General features: G+C 57.0%; 16 protein-coding genes. 5 read left to right on the top strand and 11 right to left on the bottom strand.

The genetic code is table 11. The annotated features are described in order from the left end of the window. The first annotated feature begins 380 nt into the window (after nt 1-380). A complete protein-coding gene (gene hemL, locus VMJ32_05375) occupies nt 381-1,667 on the top strand; it encodes a glutamate-1-semialdehyde 2,1-aminomutase (protein HTQ38434.1) in 1,287 nt (428 codons plus the stop codon). Nucleotides 1,668-1,704: 37 nt separating this feature from the next. On the opposite strand, the gene VMJ32_05370 is transcribed toward hemL, so the two are convergent. The 7 genes from VMJ32_05370 to VMJ32_05340 form a co-directional block, all read right to left on the bottom strand. Continuing rightward, nucleotides 1,705-4,248, bottom strand: a complete 2,544-nt coding sequence (locus VMJ32_05370; GenBank protein HTQ38433.1) for a hypothetical protein — start codon at nt 4,246-4,248, stop codon at nt 1,705-1,707. After that, nucleotides 4,248-5,396, bottom strand: a complete 1,149-nt coding sequence (locus VMJ32_05365; protein ID HTQ38432.1) for an AAA family ATPase — start codon at nt 5,394-5,396, stop codon at nt 4,248-4,250. Before VMJ32_05365 ends, VMJ32_05370 begins: the two co-directional genes overlap by 1 nt. Then, nucleotides 5,393-6,250: a hypothetical protein gene (locus VMJ32_05360; GenBank protein ID HTQ38431.1), complete on the bottom strand. Its 858-nt coding sequence runs from the start codon at nt 6,248-6,250 to the stop codon at nt 5,393-5,395. Before VMJ32_05360 ends, VMJ32_05365 begins: the two co-directional genes overlap by 4 nt. Nucleotides 6,251-6,277: 27 nt before the next feature. Beyond that, complete coding sequence (locus VMJ32_05355; GenBank protein HTQ38430.1) at nt 6,278-7,276, bottom strand: AAA family ATPase; 999 nt, start codon at nt 7,274-7,276, stop codon at nt 6,278-6,280. Between the two features lie 191 nt (nt 7,277-7,467). Beyond that, nucleotides 7,468-10,503 (bottom strand): hypothetical protein, encoded by a 3,036-nt coding sequence (locus tag VMJ32_05350; GenBank protein HTQ38429.1) that lies wholly within the window; start codon nt 10,501-10,503, stop codon nt 7,468-7,470. 192 nt (nt 10,504-10,695) lie between these two features. Beyond that, complete coding sequence (locus VMJ32_05345; protein ID HTQ38428.1) at nt 10,696-11,442, bottom strand: endonuclease/exonuclease/phosphatase family protein; 747 nt, start codon at nt 11,440-11,442, stop codon at nt 10,696-10,698. Between the two features lie 48 nt (nt 11,443-11,490). After that, entirely contained in the window at nt 11,491-11,955 is a 465-nt protein-coding gene (locus VMJ32_05340) for a YhcH/YjgK/YiaL family protein (GenBank protein HTQ38427.1), read from the bottom strand. Nucleotides 11,956-12,240: 285 nt separating this feature from the next. Here VMJ32_05340 and VMJ32_05335 point away from each other — a divergent pair, with 285 nt between their 5' ends. Then, complete coding sequence (locus tag VMJ32_05335; GenBank protein HTQ38426.1) at nt 12,241-15,684, top strand: pyruvate carboxylase; 3,444 nt, start codon at nt 12,241-12,243, stop codon at nt 15,682-15,684. A gap of 52 nt (nt 15,685-15,736) precedes the next feature. Here the strand turns inward: VMJ32_05335 and VMJ32_05330 are convergent, their stop codons facing one another. After that, nucleotides 15,737-18,292, bottom strand: coding sequence for a phospholipase C, phosphocholine-specific (locus tag VMJ32_05330; protein ID HTQ38425.1), 2,556 nt, complete (start codon nt 18,290-18,292; stop codon nt 15,737-15,739). Between the two features lie 236 nt (nt 18,293-18,528). Here VMJ32_05330 and VMJ32_05325 point away from each other — a divergent pair, with 236 nt between their 5' ends. Next, nucleotides 18,529-19,587 (top strand): hypothetical protein, encoded by a 1,059-nt coding sequence (locus tag VMJ32_05325; protein ID HTQ38424.1) that lies wholly within the window; start codon nt 18,529-18,531, stop codon nt 19,585-19,587. A 53-nt stretch (nt 19,588-19,640) separates the two neighbouring features. Here the strand turns inward: VMJ32_05325 and VMJ32_05320 are convergent, their stop codons facing one another. From VMJ32_05320 to VMJ32_05310, 3 genes are all read right to left on the bottom strand, one after another. Then, entirely contained in the window at nt 19,641-20,054 is a 414-nt protein-coding gene (locus tag VMJ32_05320; GenBank protein ID HTQ38423.1) for a VOC family protein, read from the bottom strand. A gap of 571 nt (nt 20,055-20,625) precedes the next feature. Further along, nucleotides 20,626-21,636 (bottom strand): porphobilinogen synthase, encoded by a 1,011-nt coding sequence (gene hemB / locus VMJ32_05315; protein ID HTQ38422.1) that lies wholly within the window; start codon nt 21,634-21,636, stop codon nt 20,626-20,628. A gap of 239 nt (nt 21,637-21,875) precedes the next feature. After that, nucleotides 21,876-23,810 (bottom strand): serine/threonine-protein kinase, encoded by a 1,935-nt coding sequence (locus VMJ32_05310; GenBank protein HTQ38421.1) that lies wholly within the window; start codon nt 23,808-23,810, stop codon nt 21,876-21,878. A gap of 97 nt (nt 23,811-23,907) precedes the next feature. Here VMJ32_05310 and truB point away from each other — a divergent pair, with 97 nt between their 5' ends. Both truB and VMJ32_05300 read left to right on the top strand, forming a co-directional pair. Then, nucleotides 23,908-24,795, top strand: coding sequence for a tRNA pseudouridine(55) synthase TruB (gene truB / locus VMJ32_05305; GenBank protein HTQ38420.1), 888 nt, complete (start codon nt 23,908-23,910; stop codon nt 24,793-24,795). A gap of 300 nt (nt 24,796-25,095) precedes the next feature. Further along, nucleotides 25,096-25,601: DNA translocase FtsK 4TM domain-containing protein (locus tag VMJ32_05300; protein HTQ38419.1), on the top strand; the 506-nt coding region annotated here is incomplete at its 3' end.

The raw sequence follows: 25,601 nt of genomic DNA, 5'->3' as shown, positions 1-25,601 counted from the left end.
CATATCGAATCCTTTCCGGCCCAACGGGCCGGCTGGATTCTCTCATGCGCCCTGGATCAGTTTTCAGGAAGGGGGTCAATGGAACATCTGCAAATCGTTAAATCGAAATCAGGACGTGTGCGAAATTGCCCAAAATTGGTGTAACAAATTTCCTGATGTAGACACTTTCCCCCCGGATGCGACAACTGGACGATTGTCGCGCTTCAGGCATGTTGCCGACGACTTCAACTCGCGACTGATCCGCCACCCCAGGCAGCGACATCCGTACGTCTATGGTAGTATTAGCAAACATGTACAGAGATTCGAATCCCTCCCCAAGCTGAATAGTTTTTGGTTCGTGGGGAATATCGACTTACATTTATTTGGCTTCGACATTTTCCATGCCCCGCGATAAAAGTCACACCGCCTTCGAACGCGCCAAACAATTGATGCCGGGCGGGGTGAACAGCCCGGCGCGGGCGTTTGGCGGAGTTGGCGGCGAGCCGATTTTTTTTCACGAAGGGCGCGGTGCGTATCTCTATGACATCGACGGAAATCGGTACATCGATTACGTGGGCTCGTGGGGGCCGCTGATTCTTGGTCACAGTCATCCGGCGGTCCAGCGGGCGATCTTAGATACAACATTGCGGGGAACCAGCTTCGGTGCGCCAACAGAAGCGGAAAGCGAATTGTGCGAGCTGATTATCGCGGCCGTGCCCAGTGTGGAAAAAGTGCGGCTGGTGAATTCCGGGACCGAAGCCACGATGAGCGCCATCCGTTTGGCGCGAGGTTTCACCGGGCGTGATGTGATTGTGAAGTTCGCCGGGAATTATCATGGGCACGTCGATAGTTTGCTGGTGGCGGCGGGGAGCAGCGCGGCAACGCTGGGCGTGCCGAACTCGCCGGGGGTGACGGCCGGCACGGCAAAGGACACGCTGCTGTTGCAATATAACGACGTGCCGGGGTTGGAAGCGGCGTTCAAGCAGCATGGACCTAAAATTGCCGGCGTGATTGTGGAACCGGTGGTCGGCAACATGGGCGTGGTTGTGCCGGCCGACGGATTTTTGCACACGCTGCGGGAACTGACGCAGCGGCACGGGGCGCTGCTCGTTTTTGACGAAGTGATGACCGGCTTCCGTGTGGCTTACGGCGGCGCGCAATCGCTGTTTGGCATTCGGCCCGACTTGACGACGCTGGGGAAAATTGTCGGCGGCGGTCTACCCGTCGGCGCTTATGGGGGCCGTGCGGACATCATGGATCACGTGCTGCCGGCGGGCAAAGTATTTCAGGCCGGGACGCTGAGCGGCAATCCGTTAGCGACAGCGGCGGGCATTGCCATGTTGAAAACGCTGCGCGACACCAATCCATACCCACGGCTGGAACAACTTTCGGCCCGATTGGCGAAAGGCTTGCACGAAGCTGCAGCCGCCGCCCAAGTGCCGCACACCGTGGCGCGCGTCGGCAGCATGCTGACGCTGTTCTTCAGCGCCGAGCCCGTGACCGATTGGCCGACAGCCAGCCGCTGCGATACGAAGCGATTTGCCCGGTATTTTTGGGGTTTGATCGAGCGCGGCGTGTACATGCCGTGCAGTCAGTTCGAAGCGCTGTTTGTTTCGGCTGCGCACAGCGAATCAGATATTGACGCGACCATTGCCGCAGCTTCAGAAGCGCTACGAATTAGTGGGTAATCTGCCTGGGGGCGCGACTAAACCACTGCGTCAGGTTTTACTTGGAACCTGTACCGAGCGCCTGCTTGGCTTTATTGACAGCATCTTGCGCGGCTTTGACGCGGTCTTGAATCGATTGCGTTTGGGGAGCGGCCTTCGAGGCATCTGGTTTTGAGGTGGAATCAGCATTTGCAGCATCGGGAGTTGCCGCGTCCGTTTTGCGGCTTGCTTCGATTGCGGCAATGCGTGTGGCGGCATTTGCATCACCTAACTGCTGCGCCTTTTTGTACCAGGTTAGCGCTTGGTCCAGGTCTTGCTTCACGCCCGAGCCATTTTCGTACATGCTGGCGACGTTGTGACAGCCTTGGGCGTTGTTTTGATTGGCGGCTTTCATAAACCATTGCAGTGCGGCCTGATCGTCTTTTCCGACGCCCGTCCCATTGGAGTAACAAGTTCCCAGCGCATTTTCCGCATCGGCGTAACCTTGCTGGGCGGATTTGGTGAACCACTGGACCGCGGTCGCATCGTCCTGCTTCACTCCGTAGCCGAACTTGTACATTATGCCCAAAGCGGATTGGGCCTTGGCATTGTTTTGGGCGGCGGCTTTTTGATACCAATCGAGAGCCTGAGCGTAATCTTTGTCGACCCCGGTTCCGTTTTCGTACATCACACCCAAGTTGCTTTGAGCGGAGGCATTGCCTTGATCGGCGGCTTTGCGGTACCACTGGACCGCCTGAGCGTAATCTTTATCGATGCCGCTGCCGGTGTTGTACTTGAGTGCCAAGTCGTACTCGGCAAATTGGTTTCCCTGATCGGCGGATTTCTGAAACCACGAAACCGCCGTCTTAGGATCTTTCGTAACCCCTAAACCATTATCTAACATAAAGCCGTATTGCAATTCTCCCGTGGCGCTACCCTGGTTGGCGGATTTTTGCAGCCACGAAAGCGCTTGTTTGTAATCCTTGGTCACGCCGTTGCCATCGAGATAAGCCAAACCGACTTGAGCTTGCGCCTCGGCCTGGCCTTGATTCGCCGCCTTTTGAAACCACTGCAAGGCAGTGGCTCCATTTTTTGCGACGCCACGGCCTGTCTGGTAGGAAATGCCAACGTAATACTGGGCGTCGGCGTTGCCCAGATTGGCGGCTTTCAGGATCGCGGCGTCGGCGGCGGCAGTGTCCTTCTCAACTCCCGTGCCAGATTGTTGCAGCAGCGCGTATTCGTAAAGTGCCGAAGGATTGCCCTGGTCTGCAGCTTTCTTCAACAGATCAACCGATTTGGCGGGGTCTTTCGGCACGCCGGTCCCATCGCGATAAAGAATCGCCAAATTGCACATTCCGGCGGGAGTGAGTTTGTCGCCGACTTTCAAATAGGCTTCGGCCGCTTTGTCTGGATTTTTTTGCAGGCCGCGACCGTAAAAGTACAAATCGCCCACGCTGATTTCGGCATCGGTGTTGCCTTGAGCGGCGGCTTTCATGAACCAATCGAGCGCTTCGCCGTAATCTTGGGCGATGCCGCCGGCGCCAGCGGAATAAAGCAAACCCATGTTGTATTGCGATTGGGCATTTCCTTGATCGGCCGCTTTTTTGTACCACAGCGCGGCCTGTTGAACGTTTTTCGGGAAACCGGCGCCGCCCGTATTGTATAAATCGCCCAAGCCATTGATGGCATCGGTATTGCCCTGATCGGCGGCTTGTTGGAAGAACACAGCCCCTTTGCCAAGGTCCTGATTGACGCCAAGACCCTTCTGGTAGAGAAGGCCGAGACGATATTGCCCGATCGCATTGTTTTGGTCGGCGGCTTTGCGGTACCAGATTTCCGCTTCTTCGTAATCTTGCTTGACGCCGTGGCCGTCTTCGTAGAGTTGGCCCAAAGCGGCTTGAGCGATGGCATCCCCCTTGTCCGCGGCTTTTTGATACCAGTTGGCGGCTTGGGTGTAATCTTGGTCGACGCCCAAGCCCTGCACGTAGAAGCGGGCAGTATTGCTTTGACCGCTTACGTTTCCAGCTTGGGCCGCCTTGAGATAAAAATTGAACGCCTGTTTCAAATCTTTTGGCCGACCCTCTCCATATTCCTCCATGAGTCCGAGGTTATTAATAGAATTTGTGTAGTTTTGGTCGGCTGCCTTACTCAACCAGAAATAGGCCTTGTCATAATCCTTGGAAACACCGAGCCCGTCCATGTACATGTCTCCCACAACGGCCTGCGCCTGGGCCACGCCTTGATCGGCCAGCGGCTGGGCCAAAGTCATGGCTAGCGTGTAATTTTTGCCGTTGTATGCTGCCAGGGCGTTGTCAAGCTGTGCCTCGGGCGTGGAGCCCGCCCCGCCCGTAACACCGCTGCTATTTCCGGAATTGCTGTTGCCGGAATTATTCGTGGCGACGCCGGTGGATCCCGAACTTGAGGCGCCGGAACCGGAACCCGAGTTGTTTGTGCCGCCACCAGCAGTATTGCCGCCGTTGTTATTGTCGTTGGAGCTGCCGGAGAACAGCTTGGAATACGCCTGCGAGTGAATCTGGTTGTAGACGATAAACACCAACGACATCAGCCCGGTCGCGGCAAAGACGACAAACCAGTCGGTGGTGATGAGCCGCTTGAAGTTCATCAGGTCACCTCGACTTGCAATTGACCGGTGTCGGTGCCGACATAGAGGTTGACCTTTTTGGAACCGCGGCGCTTGGCGTCCAGAATGGCGTGTTCGGTTTGCTCTCGGATGAAGCGGCCGAGCTGGCGGACTCCGTATTCGGCAAAATCTTGATTGCGCTGGACCGCTTCCAAAATGAGTTCGGGAGCGGTGTAGCCGACGTCAATTCCGTATTCGCGCCAATAGCGGCATAGCTGCAAGCAGGCGACCTCGGCCACGTGCAGGGGAGGCAAAGTGTCGAGCAGATAAACGCCATCCCAGCGGGAAAGGAAGGCGCGGTCGAATTTGTTGGTTTCGGCCAGGGCATCGCGGCTGCGGCCCAGCCAAACGGACGAAGTGGTCGAGCCGACTTCGCCCGCCAGGGTGCGCAGCTTTTCGACGCCGGCATTGGAGGTGGCAAAAAAAACGCAGGCGCTGAAATCGACCAAGGCACCCGAGCTTTTTTCGCGGCAACTGGCCGTATCTAAGATGTCGTACAGGCAATCGTGCAAATCGTGATGGGCTTTTTCAATTTCGTCGAAGATTACCACACGGTACGGATTTTCCAGCACGGGGCGCGTCAGCCGGCCGCCGATTTCGTAGCCCGGCATTCCCGGCGGCGGGCCAATCATGGTGTAGACGTCGCCCGGTTGCTTGAATTGGTTCATCGCGAGCAGGACCACTTCCGACTCAGGATACAAACCCTGGGCCACCAATTGCGAGAGAAAAGTTTTGCCCGTGCCCGTGGGACCGACCAGCAAGAAGTTGCCCAGCGTGCGGCCGGGGCGAGCTAGTTGCAGGCTTTTATGCAAATGGGTGAAGACCGATTCGACAATGGCGTCGTGTCCGCGGAGATTATCTTTTAGCCAGGGGAGCATCTGGTTGGTATCGATGGCGGCAAGTTTTTGGTAATTGACCTGGCGTGCGCCTTCGCGATAGATGCGTTCTTCGCGCTTTCGCGTTTTGTAAACAAGCACCATGCCGGCGATGCTGATGAGCAACAGCGACGGCGCGAACCAAATGGAAGCTTCGTTCAACACGGAAGTCACCATGACGGCCATGATGACCGCCACGATGGCTTGCAAGGGATCGCCTTTGAGAAAACCGCGCGATTGGCCTGGAGCGCTCATTGGACTTGCACCTGCCACTGCTCGGACTGACCGACTTGCAAGATGTCGGTGCGGGACTCGCCCAGCGACGAAATAAAACCAACCGTGACGCCGCCCCCGCCGCCATCTTGTGTGGCGAGCAACTTAACGTCGGCAGGCTGGCCCGGGGCCAGCGGAATGAGAAACGACGTGCCGGCGTTTCTGAGATAAAGATCGCCGTAGTCGACGCCGTTGACGGTCATGTCGACGTGGTCTCCGTCTTCTTCCAAAAAGTCGAGCAGATAAATGCGGTACAAATTCTGTTTGCCGGTCTTCAATTCATCGACGGTTTGCGGCGACGTTTTGCCGAGCTGGGCCAGGGCCTGCGCATTGACGGCTTTGAGAGTGCTTAAATCCGTTGCTGCCGAACCGTTTTGACTTGAATTGCCCGCGGCCAGAAACGCCTTCAATTGGTCGGTGGCTTTGGCATCCAGATCGGCCTTGGAAACGGTAAATGTTTTGACGTGTTTTTGAGTCACAGCGGGCGGAGTCGGCGTGCCAGAACCGCCGAAATGTGAAACGCCGAACCAACCGCCCAGCGCGACCGCGGCCACCACCACGGCGATGAGGCCGGTTTTTCCCCATGAATTGCCAGTTTGCACGGCCGGAGGTGTGGCGCTGGGGGGCGCAGAATAAAAGTTGCCTCGATTAGCAGGCGACTGCGCTGCGGAGGCGGCGGCGAATTTTGCACCTGCCGCCGCGGTTGATCCTGCTTTGCCTGTGGGCGAAGTTCCGGGGCCGACAGGCGTAGGGTTCGATTCGCGTGCCGGAGCGGGGCGCTCTAAATCCGGTTGCATCTCCGGAGATTTCGGGTCATCGGCGCTCATTTGACTCATGGTCCAACCGTTTGCCAAGAGATTGGTTTACGTATCGAATGCGCTGGTGATTTCCAGCTTCCCTTCGGGACTAACGGCCAGGTTGACCGCGCGCGCTTTATTGGCGCGGGCGGCAGCCATTTGCTCGGCGAACAAATCGAAGACGACGCGTTCCAGTTCGCGGACGCCAAATCGGGCCACTTTTTGGCTCGACACCAAGGTTTGCATAATTAATTCGGGAGCGACGAAATTTACGGTCAGCCCGTACTCTTTCGCCAGCCGGACAATTTTGAGCAGCGTGATTTCGGCAATGACCATGCCTTCCAGGGGGCGGAAGACGTAAATGCGGTCGATGCGGCCGAGAATTTCCGGCCGGAAGACTTTGGAATCGGCCAGGTAACTTTTTACGGCATTGACCATTTCGTAATAATCTTTGACGTCTTCCTGAATTTTGCCGATTTGATCGGCGTGGGCATTGCTGGTGAGAATGGTAATGCACTGGGTGAAGTCGGCGGTTTTGCCGGAACCTTGCTCGGTTAACCGGCCTTCGCCCAGCATCTGCAAAAACAAATCGAACACGCTGGGGTGCGCTTTTTCGATTTCATCAAACAGAATAATGCGGCGCGGCTTGGCCATGACGGGGCGCGTCAATTGACCGCCGGCTTCAGAGCCGACATAACCCAGCGGGGTGCCGATCAGCCGCGTTTTGCCTTCGGGACCGGTGAATTCGGAGCAATCGAAGCGAAGCATCGCGGTTTCGTCTTCGAACAGATATTCCGTGATGGCTTTGGCCAGTTCGGTTTTGCCGGTGCCCGTGGGACCCAAGAATAGCAAATTGGCGATGGGCTTGTTGGAGATGGTTTTCGCCATCTGCAAATGAAGCAGCCGGGCACAATCTTCGATGATGGCGTCCTGCCCTTTGACACGGGAGCGCATGTGTTCCAACAGCGCCTTGGGATCGATCTTTTTTTCTTTGCCTTCGTCGGCCGATTTTTGGAGCATGCCCTTGAGCTTTTCCCAATCGGTCATTTTGCTGAGATCTGGCATTACAAATTCTCCAGGGTTAGCCGCCGGGCGCAACTAGCTCGAATTATGCTTGAAAAGTGCTGCAAATTGCAAGCGCGAGGGGTAGTGAATTCCACCCGATAGGAAGCCGCGACGGTGTTTACCACCGGGGCGATTGAGCCAGGCAAGTGTACCACGCGAAATTGGGATGTGTCCACCAATTGAACGCTGGTTTAGTTCGGTTGGGGTACTGGCGGCGGCGGAACTTCTTCGTTACGTGACTGAGGCGGGAGCGGTGCTGATTTGGCATTGCCGGCGCCTGTGGCGTTGGTCGCTCCGTTTGTGACGCTATTGAGTGTGCTGGGAAGCACAACCGGGCCGTTTTGCTGCATATCGACTTCTGCATGGAGCGAAAGAATACGCTGATCGAGTGCCAGGTCGGCATCCAATCCGAGCAGCCAATTCAAAACGGGGGCCGTGTAATTGGCCGGGGCGGGCTGGAACAAGCCCGAGACCAACCGCATTTGGTCGGCCGGCAGTGCGGTCGTAATCCAGGTGGATAACGTGCCGGGACGTTCTTCGAGCTGATACTTTCCACCCAACGGGCAAACCAAGGCGGCGTCGGCCAGGCGCTCGGCGTCTTTCAGGCAATCTTCCGGGGGCACGCGGAGTTGTGCGGTCAGAGATTGCAAAAAGCGAATGTTGCCGATGGCCGCGTTTTTGGCGCTGAGATAGAACATGCCGTTAATCGTGCCGGCCAACTTGGAACGCCCCAAATCGCCAGCGTGAAACCAGGCCTGGGCAGGCCGCGGGGCATCGACAAACTTCAATTGCGGGGTGACGGTTTCCAGAACATCGCGCTGCATGGAAGCGACGGTCAAAGGCCCCATGCGGCGTTGCCAAAATCCTGAGGATGAGCGGCCAAAGCCGGCCGGATCGAGGGGGACTTCTCCCACGCCAATCGACGTGAAGATTTGCGGAGTCGGAGTCGCGCCAAAATAAAACGGCGGCAACAGCGACAGCGGCGAAAGCGCACTCAATCCTCCGCCGCCTTGAGCGTTGTTCAGTGCGTTAGAAATCACATTGCCCAGCGGACCATTGAAAGCCGGTCCGCCTTGCCCAGGCTGAATTTGCAGCAGCGGCGAAGAGGGGGACGCCGGATTTTGTGCCGCGCCCGCTCCGGCGACAGGAGACTGTGCGGCGTTGATGCCTGGTGGAGCCGCATTGCGCAAAGCGCCGAATAACCGATAGATGCCCTGCGGCGGCGCCAAACCTTTGGACGCCAATAAATTGCCGCTTAAGCTGACCTCACCGGTCACCATATCGCCGGGGATCGGAGCCAGTCGTTGTTTGCTGATCGGTCCCAAAGCTGTAGCGATGGTTTGATAACTGCTGGCGGCCAGTGGCGTGATTTGGGCGTCGATCACAATATGCTCGGCGCCCGGTTCTTTCATTCGGCTGGGCTCGCGGCGGATGCCGACCACGACGGGATCGAGGTTAGGCCACTTGGATTGCAACCAGGCGGCAAAATCTTGATAGCGGTGGGCTTCCGCGGCGGTGACCTTATCAAAAGCGACGTCGGCGGCAGGGGCGAACGTTCCGCGTGCTCCCCGGAGGGTGTCGATAAACTGCCCGTTGGGGGTCATTTCCAAGCGGCTGCCGTCGGCCCTTTGGCCGAAGCCTTCAGGCAAATACTGACCCTTGATTAAATCGTCGAGCGTGGCGGCTTTCGCTCCGTCGCCTTGCGCCGCCAATTGTGCGACCAGGACCATGTCGATTTCGGCGGCTGAGCGCATGCGGCGATCCATCTCGATCTGATAATCTGGCCCGGCTAAATTGCTGAAAAAATCGGTCGATAGATACACAAACACTGTGTAATCGCGGTTGGCGGGCATCAGTGATCGGGCATAGCGAAACTCTCGCGTTGCGCCCAAGGCGTGTTTGCCAGCGGCGGCTTCGTAAAACTGTTCCACGAGGTGACGGGAGTTGGTGACGAAATGAAAATCGCCGTCGACGGCGTAAAACGACCGGACCCGATTGTCGGGCGTGGACAGGAACGACACTTTGTGGCCGGCAATCTCGACCTGCTGGTCGGTGCAACCCGGCTCGCGCTGCAAGGTGGCGGCGCGCTGGCGGGTGAAATCGGAACCGAGGGCCAGATTATTTCGAGCTTGGAATACGAATCCGATGGTGGCCCCCTCGCGGAAAAACATATCGTCGCCGACCATCGCCACATCGGCGATCACGGCGGGACCTAACAATGGGGCCAAGACCGATTCTTTCAGCGATAATTGCCGCTCGATGCGGGGCGTTAGGGCGTAATCCAGCCCGCGGCGATTGATTAAATTCTGCAAATCGCCGCTCCAGCGGTCCAATGTATCGCGAAACCATTGGTAGTTGGCGAAACTGCCGTAGCGAATATAAAAGCAATCGGAAGGCACGTGCCCGGCGATGGGTTCGACGGCAACATCACCGAGGACCTCGGGCACATTGACGGTGAACTGCATGGCGGCCGGCAGCGGTTGATCGGCAACTTCGGGCGTGTCGCTGTGGCGCGTGAGGACTTGAAGCTGCATTTCGTTTCGCAAACTTTCGCTGCCCAGCAGCAAGCCAAGTTGGCGGTTGGCTTGTTCGTCGCCCGTTGGCACTGCGGGCATCTTCGGTTGCCCGCCGGAGGCCGAGCCCAGCAAGCCGTCGGCTATCAGCCGGATGGGAGGCGGCGGAATTTGACTGGCCGGGGGCAAATTCAACCGCCGCGAAAGCGTGGACAGTAAATAATTGTCAACCAACGGAGGGTAATCGGCGGGGCGATCGATGCGGTTGGCTTGCCGCGTATATTTCACCCACCAATCGCTTAACAAACGCTCGTGACCAACCGGGTCGCGTACCGGGGTAACGCTAATCGAAGCGGCTACCGGGGCGTAAAGCTGCAAATCCAGCGGCGAATCGCCGGTGAATAGAAAATACACTGTGGCGGTTTGCGGGCGGCCCAGAAATTCTCGGGCAACCGTGCGCAGGGGTTCTGCCTGAAACGCTTGATACCAGGTGCGGCCGCTTTTTTCCGTCAGGGTGAAACCGCTGTTGCCCAGCAAGGCGGGATTCACACCCTGCGGTAAGGCCACGGTCCAACGTCCCACGCCGTAGGGCTCGCCGGCAATAGCCTCAACCACAGGTTCCTGTGGAAGCCGGCCTTTGAATAATTGTGCGTCGGCCGAAGAAGCAATGCACAGGGTGGCAATCGCCGTTAATGCTGCGAGAAGTTGTTTCATTTCCGGCCATTTCTCGAGTGATTCAAGATGCGAAGTGCGAACCTGGCGGGCGCTTTGATGCGTCCTTCAGTTTACGACGGAGATTGCTGCATGTCGCGGGGTAAAATGGGGGCAATCACCCCTGGTTTTGGAACGCGAGATGCGAACGAACAAGCACAGTGGGCCTAATCACAGCTTCTTGAGATCGTCAAATTACAGGTTAGCCGGAGAGCCATTGCAGACCGCTGGATCGAGGTGGAAATCGATGACCAGCGGCAAATGGTCGCTAGCACTGCGGGCCGCCGCGCTATGCACCACATGGGCCTGGCGAATGTGAACCTCGCCGCGGAAAAATGCCTTATCGAGCGAGCTTAGCGCCATGTAGGCCGGAAAGGAACGGAATCGCGAAATGGGCGTTGTGATTTGGCAAAACCCGCACTCGTGCAGCGTGCCTCGGTGCAGTTGATTTCGCCAATCGTTGTAATCACCGACAATCAGTGTGGGCAGCATGTGTGACTCGCGAAACAACTGGTGATTCAACAAATGCCCAATCTGCCAATGCCGCTCCGGATGGCTCAGGCCGAGATGGAAATTCACCAGGTGCAGCGCGCCTTCCGGGGTTTCGACAACGACGATTTGCGCTCCCCGCGGTTTTTTTGAATTTAGCCGCAGCGAAATTTGATGCTTCGTAGCAAACGGCCAGCGCGAGAGGATCAAATTTCCGTAGCCGCCGCTTTTGAAGTTCACATTTAACTGAAACAGTTGCGCCGTGGCCTTGAAATAATCGGCCAGCAATTGGGGCTGATCGTGATAATGCGAGCGGTGAGAATTATGTGCGACTTCTTGTAGGCATAAAATGTCGGGGTTCTGCGCTTCGATGACATCGATGACACGCTCCAAACGGCAGCGCCGATCGCGCCCGCCAATGCCCTTATGAATGTTGTAACTGAGAAGACGCATGTTTTATTTAGCCCTCGGTCAGTGACCGGGGGCTAACTGCTGAAAAACTCACCACTCGACCGCCACTTTAATCACCGCTTTGTGAATTTTGGTTGGCGCCGCGACAGGTGCATGGGCATCACCGGGGAAAAATACCACAAAATGCCCCGGCGGCAGCGGAAACCACAATTGCGGCTGATCGCCAAAAAAAACAATGTCTTTGGCCTTATCGAACGGCACGGTCGTTTCCGAACACGTGGCCGTCGGCCGCCAGCCAAACTCTTGGGCAATGGCGCCTGCACGGGGGATAATATATTGTACGTCGATGTACTTGCGGTGGGCTTCCAGGCGGGCAGATTCACGCCCTTTCCCCTCGACCAGGTCGATAATCATCACCAGGGCGTCGCCCATCACTTCGTGCCGGCCGACGGCAATTTCGTCAAACGGCGTGCTGCGCAGCAAGTCGAATGCCGCATCGAACCCCGGGTGCAAGCGACAATACTTCCCCGCCTCTTCCAGCCTGTCGACAATCATGATGGTGTTCCTGATAGAACGGTTTGCTCCGAAAAACCGGCCCAAGTTTCCGCGAACGTACCATGACCGGCCGAAATTGCCAACCGTCCTCGGGACGAATCTTGATTGTTGAAAACCACCGCCTGAAAAGCACACCGGGACTGGCAGCAAAATCAATCTGAGGTAACATTAACAAGAACCTCACACCCGTCTGAAAGTTCCTGTCCTGGCCCATGGGACGTACCGCCTAAGCCCACGCAGATTTGTCGTGCCACGTAGTAAAACCGCCCGGATTTTTGAGGGTTCATGAAGCCAATTCACAAGCTGTTGGTGGCCAACCGCAGCGAAATTGCGATTCGAGTATTTCGTTCGTCGCACGAGCTGGGCATCCGCACCGTTGCCATTTATTCGCACGAAGATCGGTACGCGCTGCACCGCTTCAAGGCGGACGAGGCGTATTTGATCGGCAAAATTGGCGAGCCGATTCGCTCTTATTTGGAGATCGAGCCGATTGTGGCCCTGGCCGTTTCGCACGGCGTGGATGCCATTCATCCCGGCTACGGGTTCCTGTCTGAAAATCCGGCTTTGCGAAAGGCCTGCGATGAAGCGGGAATAACATTTGTCGGCCCGCGGCAGGAATTGCTGGAAAAACTGGGCGACAAAACCGCCGCCCGCGAAATTGCCGACCAGGCCAAAGTTCCCATTCTCGGCGGCAGCGCCAAAGCGGTGAACAGCGTGGACGAAGCGCGCCAAGTGGCGGCCGACATCGGTTACCCGGTGATGTTGAAGGCAGCCCACGGCGGCGGTGGCCGTGGGATGCGCGTGGTATTGAAGCCGGAAGAATTAGCGCCGAATTTGGAAACCGCCCAGCGCGAAGCGGCGGCCGCTTTTGGCAACGGCGAAGTGTTTATCGAAAAGTACATCCGCCGAGCCCGGCACATCGAAGTGCAACTGTTGGGCGATTTGCACGGCAATTTGGTGCACTTGTTCGAGCGCGATTGCTCCGTGCAGCGGCGGCACCAAAAAGTGGTGGAAATTGCCCCGGCCCCGTCGCTGGATCCGCAATTGCGCCAAAAGCTGTGTGATGCAGCGCTGGCAATTGGCCGGGCCGTGCGTTACGAAAATGCGGGCACCGTGGAGTTTTTGGTCGATGCTGAAAGTGGTGATTTTTATTTCATTGAAGTGAATCCACGCATTCAGGTGGAACACACGGTCACTGAGGAAGTCACCGGCGTCGATGTGGTCAAAAGCCAAATTCTGATCGCCCAAGGGCATCGACTGGACGACCCGGAAATCGGCCTGGCGCGGCAGGAAGACATTCGCACCAACGGCTTCGCCCTGCAATGCCGCGTGACAACCGAAGACCCGGAGAATCGCTTTGTGCCCGATTACGGCCGGATTATGGCGTATCGCTCGGCCAGCGGCATGGGCATTCGGCTGGATGCCGGCACCGCTTTTTCCGGCGCGGTGGTCACACCATATTACGATTCGCTGTTGGTGAAAGTGACAGCTCGTGGTCGGCGATTTAAAGATGCGTGCAACCGGATGGAGCGCTGTCTGAGCGAATTCCGCGTGCGCGGCGTGAAAACGAACTTGCCGTTTTTGCACAATCTGATCATGCATCCGACGTTTGTGGCCGGACAGTGCACGACCACGTTCATCGACGATACGCCGGCGCTGTTCCACATGCCGCGGCGGCGCGACCGGGCCACCAAACTGTTGCAGTTTTTGGGCGAGATCATTGTGAACGGAAACCCGCTGGTAAAAGATCGTCCTAAAAGCACGCGGCGCGAGCCGGCTCCGGTCATCGAGTTTGATACCGAGAAGCCGCCGCTGCCCGGCACTCGCCAAAAATTACAAGAGCTGGGGCCGGAAAAATTCAGCAAGTGGATTCTCGATCAAAAACATTTACTCGTTACGGATACGACATTCCGCGACGCACATCAATCGCTGTTGGCCACCCGCATGCGAACCCACGACATGCTGCAGATTGCCAATGTTTATGCCCATGGGATGAGCGAGTTATTCTCCTTGGAAATGTGGGGCGGGGCCACGTTTGACACCGCGATGCGGTTTCTGAAGGAATGTCCCTGGCAACGACTGGCCGATTTGCGGGCCGCCATTCCGAACATTTTGTTTCAGATGTTGGTCCGGGCTTCCAACGCAGTGGGTTACACGAATTATCCCGATAATGTAGTCCAGGCGTTTATTAAGGAAAGCGTGGAAGCAGGCATGGACGTATTTCGCATTTTCGATCCGCTCAATTGGACGGAAAATATGCGCGTGGCGATGGACGCCGTCCACACGCACGGCGGCATTTGCGAAGCCGCCATTTGCTACACCGGAGACATTTTGAACCCCCAGCGCCCGAAATACAACTTGCAGTATTACGTCGATTTGGCGAAAGAATTGGAAAAAATGGGGGCCCACATTTTGGCCATTAAAGACATGGCCGGATTGTGCAAGCCGTATGCCGCCGAATTATTGGTGAAAACACTGAAAAACGAAATCGGCATTCCCATTCACTTTCACACGCACGACACCAGCGGCGTGGCGGCCGGATCGGTTTTGAAAGCCGCAGAAGTGGGCGTCGATATTGCCGATGGCGCCATGGCCCCGATGTCTGGCCTTACCTCGCAGCCAAATTTGAATGCCATTGTCGCGGGCCTGCGACACTCGAAGCGTGACACAGGACTTGACGATTACATCCTGCGTTCCATTGCCCATTATTGGCAGGCCGTGCGAGAATTTTACACGCCGTTTGAAAGCGACATGAAAGCGCCCGACGCAGATTTATATCTGCACGAAATGCCGGGCGGACAATTCACGAATTTGCAGGAGCAAGCTCGGGCGCTGGGATTGTCGCACCGCTGGGACGAAGTGTGCCGCATGTACGCCGACGTGAATCAATTGCTGGGCGACATTGTGAAAGTCACACCGACATCCAAAGCCGTGGGGGATTTCGCGCTGTTTTTGATCACGAACAACCTGACGGCAGATGCGGTGCTTGATTCGGGCCGCGAATTGGCGTATCCGGAAAGCGTGATCGACCTGTTGGCGGGCCGCATGGGACAGACGCCCGGGGGCTTTCCGCCGGAAGTGCAAAAACGCATCCTGCGCAATGTGCAACCGGTGAAAGGACGACCGGGCGAAACGCTGCCGCCGGCCGATTTTGCGGACGCCGCAACCAAAATAGAGAAAATGCTCGGCCGCAAACCCACGGGACAGGATGTGATTTCGTACCTGCTGTATCCGCGCGTGTATCAAGATTTTGTCACGCACATGGCACAGTATTCCGACGTGAGCATTTTTCCCACACCTTATTTTCTGTACGGCCAGCAGGTGGGCGAAGAATTGGCACTGGAAATTGAGCCGGGGAAGACGCTGATCATCAAACTGCTGACGGTCGGTGAGCCGCATCCAGACGGCACCCGCACGGTGTTCTTCGAGCTCAACGGACAGCCGCGGAGCGTGTCGGTGGTGGATAAATCAATCAAGGCGGAAACGACGCGCCGGCCGAAAGCCAATCCGACCGATCCCAAGCAAGTTGCCGCACCCATGCCGGGACTGGTGGTGACGGTGCCCATCAAAGTTGGCGACCTAGTAAAGAAAGGCCAAAAGCTGCTGTCATTGGAAGCGATGAAAATGGAAACCACGGTGTACGCCGACGTCGAGGGCAAAATTGCCGACGTGCTAGTAAAGCCCGGCACAGCGGTGGAAGCGGGAGAGCTGATTGTGCAAATGGAATGAGGGGTGTTGTGATTCGCCTCATTCATACTCATCGAGCTATTTTCTCAGAGCGCTAGCTCGCTGTGGATTGTCCCACGACTCGGCCCATGGCCGGATCGCTGAAAGTCCACTGGCCGGTTTCCACGCGGCCGGCAAAGCGGCGGTAGTAGTTTTCGGATTGTAGAATTCGCAGGCCGATGTCGTACCAGCCGTGGCTGCACGAGGTGTCGATGGCTAATGACACCGCTCCACCCGGCGGAAGTTTACGCTTGGGGCATTCAGCGTGATATGAGTGGTCGGTAAGCTCTACATCGATGCTGCGCTGCGAGTCTCGATTGGTGATGTGCAGTTCTAAATTTCCATTGAGCTTGGTGTTGGTCGCGCTCACTGGTTGGTAAGTGGCGCTGATTTCCAGCGACGGTTCATCGGCCCCGCCCGTGAATTCGCGGAAATAACCGTTGGGGCCATACACTTGCAAATGGTACTTGCCAGCGGCGAAATCGCTCAGGGTCCACGAATCTTCCAACGTGTCGCCGGCAGAAACGGCGTAATTACGGACGCCCAATTGTTCTTTGCCAGTGCGAGCATAAACGGTGAACGGGCAGCCGGGAGTGTGATCGCCGAACTGTTCTTTTTTCACTTCCATGCGGAGTGAGAATTGGGTTTTATCTGCATTGAGCGCGCCGGCGACGTACAACTCGTAGGGGAGGGGAGCGGAGCGGCGAATGCCCGGCTCTTGATGCTGCATCAGGGGCGAGCCGGCCGGGTCGTGCCGCAGTTGCTCTAGTTCGGCGGCCGTCAGGGCTTTGTATCCGCTCGGCAACGGCTTGAATTGCGCCTGATAGATTTGCTCCACAAACGGATCGCGCTTCACAAACTCCGGGTTTTTATCTTTGTCGTCGGCCGCCGCCTGGAATGCCGAAGTCAAATCGCCGCAGATAGTTCGTCGCCAGGAACTGATGTTGGTTTCCACGACGCTTTGGCCGCTTTTGTGCGTGAGGAATTTTTCCAGGAACTGCAAGACCGACGTGTTGTCGAACACTTGCGAGCAGACACAGCCGCCGCGGCTCCAGGGGGAAGCGATGACCATCGGCACGCGGTAACCCAGGCCGATGGGGCTTTGCCGCGCCGGCCCGCGGACTTTGCCTTGCAGCTTTTCATCGGCCGCAAGCTGGACGAAATCGAGACTGGTGTCGACGCCTTTGGAGGCGAAGCCGGTTTCGCGCTTGAGCGGATTGGGGCAAACAAAGGGCGGCTGGTGATCGAAGTAACCGTCGTTTTCGTCGTAGGTGAGAATGAAGACGGTTTTTTTCCAAACCTCCGGATTATCGGTGAGAATTTTCAGCGTTTCGGAAATGTACCACGCCCCGTACCAGGCCGATTCGGGATGATCGGACAACCGCTCCGGCGCAACCAGCCAACTGACTATTGGCAATTTGCCTTTGGCCACGTCATCGCGGAACTGAAATAGCACGTCACCTTTGGGAACTTTCATGCGGCGCTGCTGCCCGTCATCTTCGTAAACCAGCTCGGTGAGTTGCCGATAGTCAGGGTCGGCGGAATTGGTGCAAAATGCTTTTTGGTACAGGTTTTTGGCGCGAGGCGAGAGCGCGTCGAAATCTTCCTCATCCCAATGGGCACGTTCTTTCTCGATTTGTTTGAGTTCTTTCGTTAGATCCTCGTGCTCCTTTTTCAGTCGGGTCAATTCAGCGGAGGCTAGGTTTGGATTGTCGAGCTGTTGCTTCAGAGCCGCAATTTGCCCGGGCAACAGCGGTTGTTGTTTGAGAAAATATTCGCGGTGCCGTGGGTTGGCCTGGACATGGTATTGCTGAAAGTATTCCATCACATTGCAGCCGAAATTCGCCAGCCATGGTTCTTCGTCTTTGTCCAGCCCGGTGGGAACGGTCAGTTCGTTTTGGTAAATTTTCCAGGAAATTCCCAAGTCTTCCAGACGTTCGGGGAATGTTTTCCAGCCGACGAGCAGTTCGTCCACGATTTGCTCGTTGCGGACGTGTGCCGGCGATTCAGGCGTCTGTTTTTCGCGCACGCTGCCGGTCCAGTAAAACAGCCGATTGGGGAGCGTGGGCGTGATTGAGGAACAAAAGTGTTGATCGCAGATGGTAAAGGCATCGGCCAGGGCGTAGTAAAAGGGGATATCGTCACGGTTATAAAAGCCCAGCGTCAGGGGCATCTCGGCATATTCTTTGTGACCGGAGCGCTTGGCTTCCAGCCAGCGGTCGTACTGGCCGTCATTGCGGGCATCGACCTGGCTGGCCCAGTTGTGCGGTAAGAATCCCATCCACGTAGCCTTGGTATCTTTCAAGTTGAGGCGAAAGGGAACATAACTTTCTCCCTTGGCATTGGTTTGAACCCATACCGGATTGTTGTTGGCCAGCGAGATGGCCCGCGGATCATTAAATCCGCGCACACCGGAGAGCGTGCCATAGCAGTGATCGAAGGAACGATTCTCCTGCATTAAAATAACGATGTGCTCGGCATCGAGAAAAGTGGTGCCGGGGTCGGGCTCAATGGCCCACGCCTTGCGGAGTGGCAATTCGAGCGCGCCCCACACCCCTAAGGTTCCGGAGAACAAGGCGGCGTTTTTCAGAAATTCGCGTCGGTTTTGCATTTCAGCTTTCTACGCCAAACAACCCGCTATTTGGTCACACCGATTTCGAGCCTGTTCACGATCTTACCACCGATAAAGTACCGTGCTCAAGGCGTCGAAAGTGTCGCTTACTGCTTGGCGCGATGTTTGGAGAACAGACTTCGCCGAGATCTGTTCAGAGTTCGCTCAAATGCTATGTTGCATCGATAACCTGAAGTTTATTCTGTGAATCACAGGGAGAGCCAAGGAACATTGCCATGCTGCGTGGATTGAATTTGATTGTCATGTTAGCCTACATGGCCACGGTCGGGAGATGGCCTGCCGCTTTTGCGGACGAACCGCTGGCAGTCGATCGCTTAGCGGCTGTTGCGCCCGCGCACATCGACGTGGCTCATGCGCCTGCGCCACTGTACGACGATCCGGTGTGGCACGGCGCGACCGATCCCTACGTGATTTGGATGCCGGGCAAAGGGGAGAATCACCAAGGGCAGTGGTGGATGTACTACACGCAGCGGCGGTCGACGCTGGAAAATCCCCACGGGGTCGATTGGGTGCATGGCAGCGCCATTGGAATCGCCACCTCCGCCGACGGCTTACATTGGAAGTACGCCGGCGTGTGTCAGGGCGATCATCATTTGGCCGATCCGGTTGCGGCGAACATCAGTTGGTGGGCCCCGTGTTTATTGTGGGACGGGGGCAGGCTGCACATGTTCGTGGTGCTAGTGCATGGCATTTTTACGAGTTGGACGGGAGATCGCACTATCGAACACTTCACGAGTAACGACGGCGTGAATTGGCAATTCGTTTCCACGTTGAAGCTTTCGTCCATGCGCTGCATTGACCCAATGGTGCTGAAAATTGGGGACCTGTGGTACATCTGGTACAAGGACGAAGCCGCGGGCTCGCACACTTGGATGGCCCATTCACCCGACTTGAACGATTGGACTGTCGACAAGGAAGTGGTTGGCGGGCATGGCCACGAAGCGCCGTTCGTGTGGTATTGGAAAGGAGCGTATTGGCTCATTGTCGATGCCGGCCGCAGCCTGCCGGTTTACCGTTCCGAATCCGGCACCGACCATTGGGTGCTGAACAACACGCTGCTTTCCGGCACCGAAGGGAAGCGACCGCAAGACAACCGAGTGGGGAAGCATCCGGCAATTGTGCTGCAGGGGGATCAATGCTTGATTTATTACTTCACCGAGTCGAACCGCCGGAGCGTGATTCAATTGGCGGAATTGACGCTAGACGGCGATGGGAAAATTCAGTGCGATCGCAATCAATATCTGGCCACGACGCCGGCACCGCCGCAACCTTGAAGATTGCGTTTGCCTGGCGACCCCGCACTCCACGCTTCGAAAAAGCTGCCAGGTTAATAAATGGGCCAGACGCCGGGAGTGGCCAGTTCGATCAGGTTTTCGTCCGGATCGCGGAAGTAAATGCTGTAGCCGCCGCGCTCCCAATGAATGCGGCTTTCGATGGGCACTTCGTGCAGTGCCAAATGCGCCTCCCATTGCGAAAACTCTTCCCTGGCGCAGGCGAACGCTAAATGCAACTGTCCGTGACCATCGTGCGGGGGCAACACGCCGCCGGCCAGCGGAATCGGCTCGACCGAAGCGCCGCGCTTGAACAGAAGCAACACTTGCTTGCCTGTTATCGCCAGGGCGCATAGCCGATCGTCGGCGAACATTCGTTGAAAGCCGAACACGGTTTCGTAAAACCGCGCCGCCTGATTGACATCGGCAACGTACAACGACGTTTCTAAAACACCAGTGATTTTGGGCATGGAACAATTCGTCGTGCTTTTCGGAAAACAGTGTATTCATTCGCGGCGGCCTTTATGGTAAGCCGCCGGAGGACAAATTCCTATCGCAAGTTTGCGCCTCCTGCGAACCCTGGCCCGGCAGATTTGTCTGTTGCCCAGGTCAATGGATTTTCAGGCAGGGGCCGTAGCGATGCTGTTATTCATCACCGGTTTTGCCACCGGCACACTGTTGACGGTATACCTGTTGCTGGACGTAAATCGGTCGCAAGGGGAAGGCCCAACCAATCCGGCAAAAGAACACGCAGAGAAGTGGCTACATCAGCGCCCTCCGCCCCCTTTTTAAGCACGGGATGTTTTGCGCTATGCTTTTTGTGAACGATCAAACGCCGGACCAAAAAACTGCAATGCGAAATGCAACGCATTGCCATGCTTGACCAAGCCGATTTTGAACGGCCGCTGAGAACGTTGTTGCGCGGGGCCAGAACAGCGGTTCGCACGCGCAGTGCGCGCCGTATTGCCCGCCGGGCCGCCCGCAGAAATGGTGTGTGAGTCGAGCCTTATCGACCGGTGATTTTATCCCAAAGCTTTTCGCTCACCTGAGCCAGTTGGCCGCTTCTTTTGCCCAATAGGTGATGATGATCGATGCGCCGGCGCGGCGGATGGCCGTCAGCATTTCCAGCGCCACGGCCTGTTCGTCAAGCCAGCCGTTTATGGCGGCGGCTTTTACCATGCTGAACTCGCCAGAAACATTGTAAGCCGCCAGGGGGACGCCCGGAAAGCGCTCCCGCACGTCGCGGATGATGTCGAGATACGCCAGCGCCGGCTTGACCATGACAATGTCGGCCCCTTCGGCCAGATCGAGCTCCACTTCGCGCAGCGCTTGGCCGGCGGCTGCGGCCGGGTCCATTTGATAACCGCGGCGATTGCCTGCTTGCGGCGTACTTTCCGCCGCATCGCGAAATGGGCCGTAAAACGCGCTGGCGTATTTGGCGGCGTAGCTCATGATCGGCACGTGCAATAGATTTGCGGCGTCCAAAGCGCGGCGGATGGCGCCGATCATGCCGTCCATCATGCCGCTAGGGGCCACCATATCGGCGCCAGCCTGCGCGTGGCTGACCGCCTGCTTGGCAATGAGTTCCAGCGTGGCATCGTTATCGACATCTAGCCGGCCGGTTTTTTCGTTCAGCACGCCGCAGTGGCCGTGGTCGGTATATTCGCAGAAACACACGTCGGTAATGACCAGTAAATTCGCCGCGGCTTTTTTCACCGCACGAATGGCCTGCTGCACAATTCCGGCGTCGTTGTACGAATCGCTGCCGGTGGCATCTTTCTTGGCTGGAATGCCGAACAGCAAAATGCCCCCCAGGCCCAAATCGGCAATGGCGCGGACTTCCTCGCCCAAACGATCAGGCGACCACTGATAATGCCCAGGCATTGAACCGATTTCTTGCTTGATATTCTGCCCGGCCCGCACAAACAGCGGCAGCACAAAGTTGCCCGGCTGCAAACGCGCTTCGCGCACTAACTCCCGCACCAGTGGATGGTAGCGCAACCGCCGCAACCGCGTGCTGGGAAAACCGGATATGGAATGCTGTTCGGCCATGTTTTTCTTATAACTGAAAAGGCTGGGTAATTAAACCGCAGAGGACGCAGAGGAGCGCGGAGGAAGATTTTTATAAGGAAGGCAAGAAGTTAGGAATACCGGAATAGGCATGAAAAAAATCGTCATGGATTATCTAAGGTAGGTTAGTTTCATTTACTGCTTTTCCTGTCTCGCTACTTTTCCAATTTCCTTATGCAATTCTGCTATTCTTCTCTGCGTTCCTCCGCGTCCTCCGCGGTTCATTTTGCCTGTTCCAGCGCTGCTTTGGCTTTGGCTATCGATTCGGCGGCCCACGGTTTGTCGCCGTACAAGGTGATAATGCTTTGCCAAATGTTTCGAGCTTGCTCCGGCGAAGTTTGTCGAAGTTGCTCGGCCCGTTGCAAATTGGCGTCGATCACGGCTAGATCTTCGGGCATAGATTTCGCCGTCAGATTGCGTAGCTCTTTCAAATCCTCTCGGGCGAATTCTACGCACTGGGCCGTGCTTTCGCTCAGGTCGGTTTGCGATCCGTACAATTCGACCAGGGCTTGCAATTTGTCGATGGTCCGCTGCCGGTCGATGGACACGCCGTTAATTGCTTCCAAATAATCGCGCTCCACCGGACTGAGTGTGTCGTCATCGTGAGCCCGCGTCAGGAGCCGTTTCTTTTGTCGCTGCAAATTGATTTCCTCTTGGTAGCGCTTTATGTCCGCGGCGCGCTCGTGGTCAGGAAATCGGGCTAGAAAACTGTTGATGTCGTCTTCCGCGCCCAAAAGCGCCTTGCCGTGACTCTCGCTGGCGGCAGTGTTGATCCGGCTCAGCAGTTTTTCCGCCGAGGGGGGCCGGGACAGATACCACACTAGGCCGCCGATCATGGCCAGGCTTAACAATAGCAACATAATTTGAATGACGGACGAATTGTTTTCGGTGGCCCGTTGCAGTTCCTCTTGCTGGCGCTCGTCTTCTTCAATGGTGGTGAAGCGGTTTTGCACAATCGTTGCTTGCGGACGCAGCTCGGATTGAGGGCGCACTTCGGACTGCGCAGCCGCTGCCACTTGCTCTTGCAACGCCGCGCCGGAAGAGCCCGACGCCGGACCTGTCGGCGCGCGCGACACCGTCCCCATACCCATATTCTCGCCTGCCACCGCCGCAACCGAAGCGCTGGGAGCGATCATGGTTGAAGCATTCGGATCGTACGGGGTGGCCGGCAAAGGCGGAGTCGGAATTGACGTTCCCGGCCGTGTCGCAACACGCGGATCGACACGCCCTTCATCCGGCGGGCTGCCGTTGCTGACAGTTTTATTTACCGGCGGCTGGCTATCGCCGTCGTCGGGGGGCGCAGCAGAATCTTCCTCCGGGCGCTGGCGGATCATCGACAGGCCATGTTCCATCGCCGAGAGTTGCCGGCCCAACACCAATGCGTTGGGAGCACGGGCCGCCGGCTCTTTCGACAGCAGGCGATTGATGAGATCTTCCAGCTCGACCGGAACGCCCTGTGCGTAGCGTGACAAAGGCGGGGCCGGTTCGAAGCGCTGCTTGTGCAACATTTCGGCCAGCGACGCGGCCCGAAACGGCGGCCGGCCGGCGAGCATGGCGAACATCACGCCCCCCAGGCTGTACAAATCGCTTTGCGGGGTCACGCGCTCCCCGGTGGCCTGCTCGGGCGACATATACTCGGCCGTGCCCACCAGCGCGCCGTCCATCGTCAAGCGGTTGTTGCCGAACAAGCGCGCGATGCCGAAATCGGTGAGCTTGATGTCGGAATCGTCTTCGTTCAACAACAAATTCGCGGGTTTGATGTCGCGGTGAATGACGCCATGATCGTGTGCGTGCCGCAGCGCCTTGCACAGTTTGACCGCATACTGGACCACTTCGCGCCAAGTAAAGCGGCGTCCTTGTTGCAGCTCTTCCTCCACGCTGTGCCCGCGGACCAACTCCATGGCGTAATACAAATGCCCCTCTTGCTCACCAAAGCCGAGCATCCGCACAATGTTAGGATGCTTGAGTTTTTTCAGCGTGTTAATTTCTAGCTCGAATCGTTCGCGAAAGCCCTCTTCTTCCGCCAGATGCGGATTAAGAACTTTAATGGCGGCCGGCTCGGTGGTTTCGACATTCAGCCCTTCGAACACGGCGCCCATGCCGCCGCGCCCCAGCCGCCGGCCAATTTTGTACGGTCCCAAGCGATCGAATTGCATGATCGACCCGCCAACGTAAAATAGACATCGCCACAAACATTCATTGTACCTAGTTTTTTCCCGCCGGCATCGGCGCGGCAGCGCCCATAATATTGACGTGTCAAACGTGTTCGGCCTGTTGAACATATACAAACCCGCGGGGCAGACTTCGCGCTGGGTCGTTGATCGGGTGCAGCGGCTAGTGAAACCGGCCAAAGCGGGGCACGCCGGCACGCTGGATCCGCTGGCCACGGGCGTGCTCATTGTTTGTGTTGGGCAAGCCACGCGGTTGATCGATTACGTCCAGCAAATGCCCAAGCGTTATCGGGCTACTTTCATGCTGGGCCGCAGCAGCGCGACAGAAGATGTCGAGGGCAAAATCATCGCATTGGAAAACCCACCCATTCCTTCGCGGCTGGAAGTGGAAGCCGCCGCCGCGAAATTCATCGGTCAAATCGAGCAGCGACCGCCGATATTTTCCGCCCTGAAAGTGAGTGGGCAGCGGGCCTATAAGCTGGCCCGTAAAGGCCGCACGGTGGAATTACAGCCCCGCCCTGTGACTATCCACTGGCTGCAAGTGGCCGAGTATGAATACCCGCAATTGACATTGGAGCTGCAATGCAGCGGCGGCACGTATGTGCGTTCGCTGGGGCGCGACTTGGCCGAAGCGCTGGGCACCGCCGCGGTGATGAGCAAGCTGAAACGCACGGCCATCGGCAAATTTCGCGCGGAAGAAGCCGTCGATGTGACGACGCTTAGCCGCGAAAATCTCGCACAGCATTTGCTTCCTCCGCAAACCGCCGTCGGTCATTTGCCCGTTATTTGGCTTTCTCAACCTGAAATCGACGCCATTTCTCGTGGATTGTTCATCGCCCGGCCTGCAGCGCTTAATGAACCGCCCGGCGCGGAGTATGCCGCGTTTGACGGCTGCGGAAACCTTGCGGCCATTCTCCACCGGCGCGGCGACGGGCTGCTGGGCCCGGTGCGGAATTTTCCACCCGAATAATTTCGGCGCCGGCTTGCGACCTGGGTGCTTCGCCAGCCGACAAACTTTTCCAGGTCGGCACAAACCTTCGCCTTTACGCTCGATCTTGTCGAGTTCCACGTCTTTCCGCCGATAGGTGGCACGTTGGGTGGTAAAATTCCATGCGGTCCGAAATGCACACAACTTTAGGGAGCAATTTTGAGCAGGGATGCAAACATAGTCGCCAACGATTGACGGATTTTTCCGAATCGACGCTTCCAGGCTTCGGCTTGGAAACCGTCGCAGGGCAACCGACGACTGGATTTTGACTTGAAAGCATCTATGCCCGAACAACGTAGTCATAAACTCGACGTGCTTGCGCTGGCGTTGTTGGCACTGGTGTTGTTTTTGACCGTGGCTCTGGTCACGTATCATCCGAACGATGTGTCTGGGGCGCTTCCGGGCGGGCAACTCATCAACACCGTGCCAGGGGCACATTCGGCTTCGCTGGTCGCCAAAATTAGCAATGCCTGCGGGCGCTCCGGGGCGTACGTGGCTGAAGGCTTGTATCGCCTGCTGGGTTGGGGCGCGTTTTTCCTGGTCGGTTCGCTGGTGGTCGTAGATTTATGGCTGTTAACCCGCCGGCCACTGAATGACGTGCCCCTGCGCGCCAGTGGTTGGCTGATGACGCTGGTCGGCGTGACCACCATGTTAGCCTTGGTTGGACCGTCCATTTCGCCAGGGCCTGTGATCGGGCCGGGCGGTTACATGGGAGCCGCGGGGCGGGCGTTATTGGAAATCAATTTCGCGGTGACCGGCGCATTCATTCTCGCCATCAGCTTGCTGGT

This window comes from Pirellulales bacterium (assembly GCA_035499655.1).
GTDB lineage: Bacteria > Planctomycetota > Planctomycetia > Pirellulales > JADZDJ01 > DATJYL01.
The sequence above is the reverse complement of the archived record's forward strand: the minus strand, read 5'-3'. Positions and strand labels throughout refer to the sequence as shown.

Coding starts and splice junctions, on each gene's coding strand:
- hemL (HTQ38434.1), top strand. CDS start 381: ATGCCCCGCGATAAAAGTCACACCGCCTTCGAACGCGCCAAACAATTG.
- VMJ32_05370 (HTQ38433.1), bottom strand. CDS start 4,248: ATGAACTTCAAGCGGCTCATCACCACCGACTGGTTTGTCGTCTTTGCC.
- VMJ32_05365 (HTQ38432.1), bottom strand. CDS start 5,396: ATGAGCGCTCCAGGCCAATCGCGCGGTTTTCTCAAAGGCGATCCCTTG.
- VMJ32_05360 (HTQ38431.1), bottom strand. CDS start 6,250: ATGAGTCAAATGAGCGCCGATGACCCGAAATCTCCGGAGATGCAACCG.
- VMJ32_05355 (HTQ38430.1), bottom strand. CDS start 7,276: ATGCCAGATCTCAGCAAAATGACCGATTGGGAAAAGCTCAAGGGCATG.
- VMJ32_05350 (HTQ38429.1), bottom strand. CDS start 10,503: ATGAAACAACTTCTCGCAGCATTAACGGCGATTGCCACCCTGTGCATT.
- VMJ32_05345 (HTQ38428.1), bottom strand. CDS start 11,442: ATGCGTCTTCTCAGTTACAACATTCATAAGGGCATTGGCGGGCGCGAT.
- VMJ32_05340 (HTQ38427.1), bottom strand. CDS start 11,955: ATGATTGTCGACAGGCTGGAAGAGGCGGGGAAGTATTGTCGCTTGCAC.
- VMJ32_05335 (HTQ38426.1), top strand. CDS start 12,241: ATGAAGCCAATTCACAAGCTGTTGGTGGCCAACCGCAGCGAAATTGCG.
- VMJ32_05330 (HTQ38425.1), bottom strand. CDS start 18,292: ATGCAAAACCGACGCGAATTTCTGAAAAACGCCGCCTTGTTCTCCGGA.
- VMJ32_05325 (HTQ38424.1), top strand. CDS start 18,529: ATGCTGCGTGGATTGAATTTGATTGTCATGTTAGCCTACATGGCCACG.
- VMJ32_05320 (HTQ38423.1), bottom strand. CDS start 20,054: ATGCCCAAAATCACTGGTGTTTTAGAAACGTCGTTGTACGTTGCCGAT.
- hemB (HTQ38422.1), bottom strand. CDS start 21,636: ATGGCCGAACAGCATTCCATATCCGGTTTTCCCAGCACGCGGTTGCGG.
- VMJ32_05310 (HTQ38421.1), bottom strand. CDS start 23,810: ATGCAATTCGATCGCTTGGGACCGTACAAAATTGGCCGGCGGCTGGGG.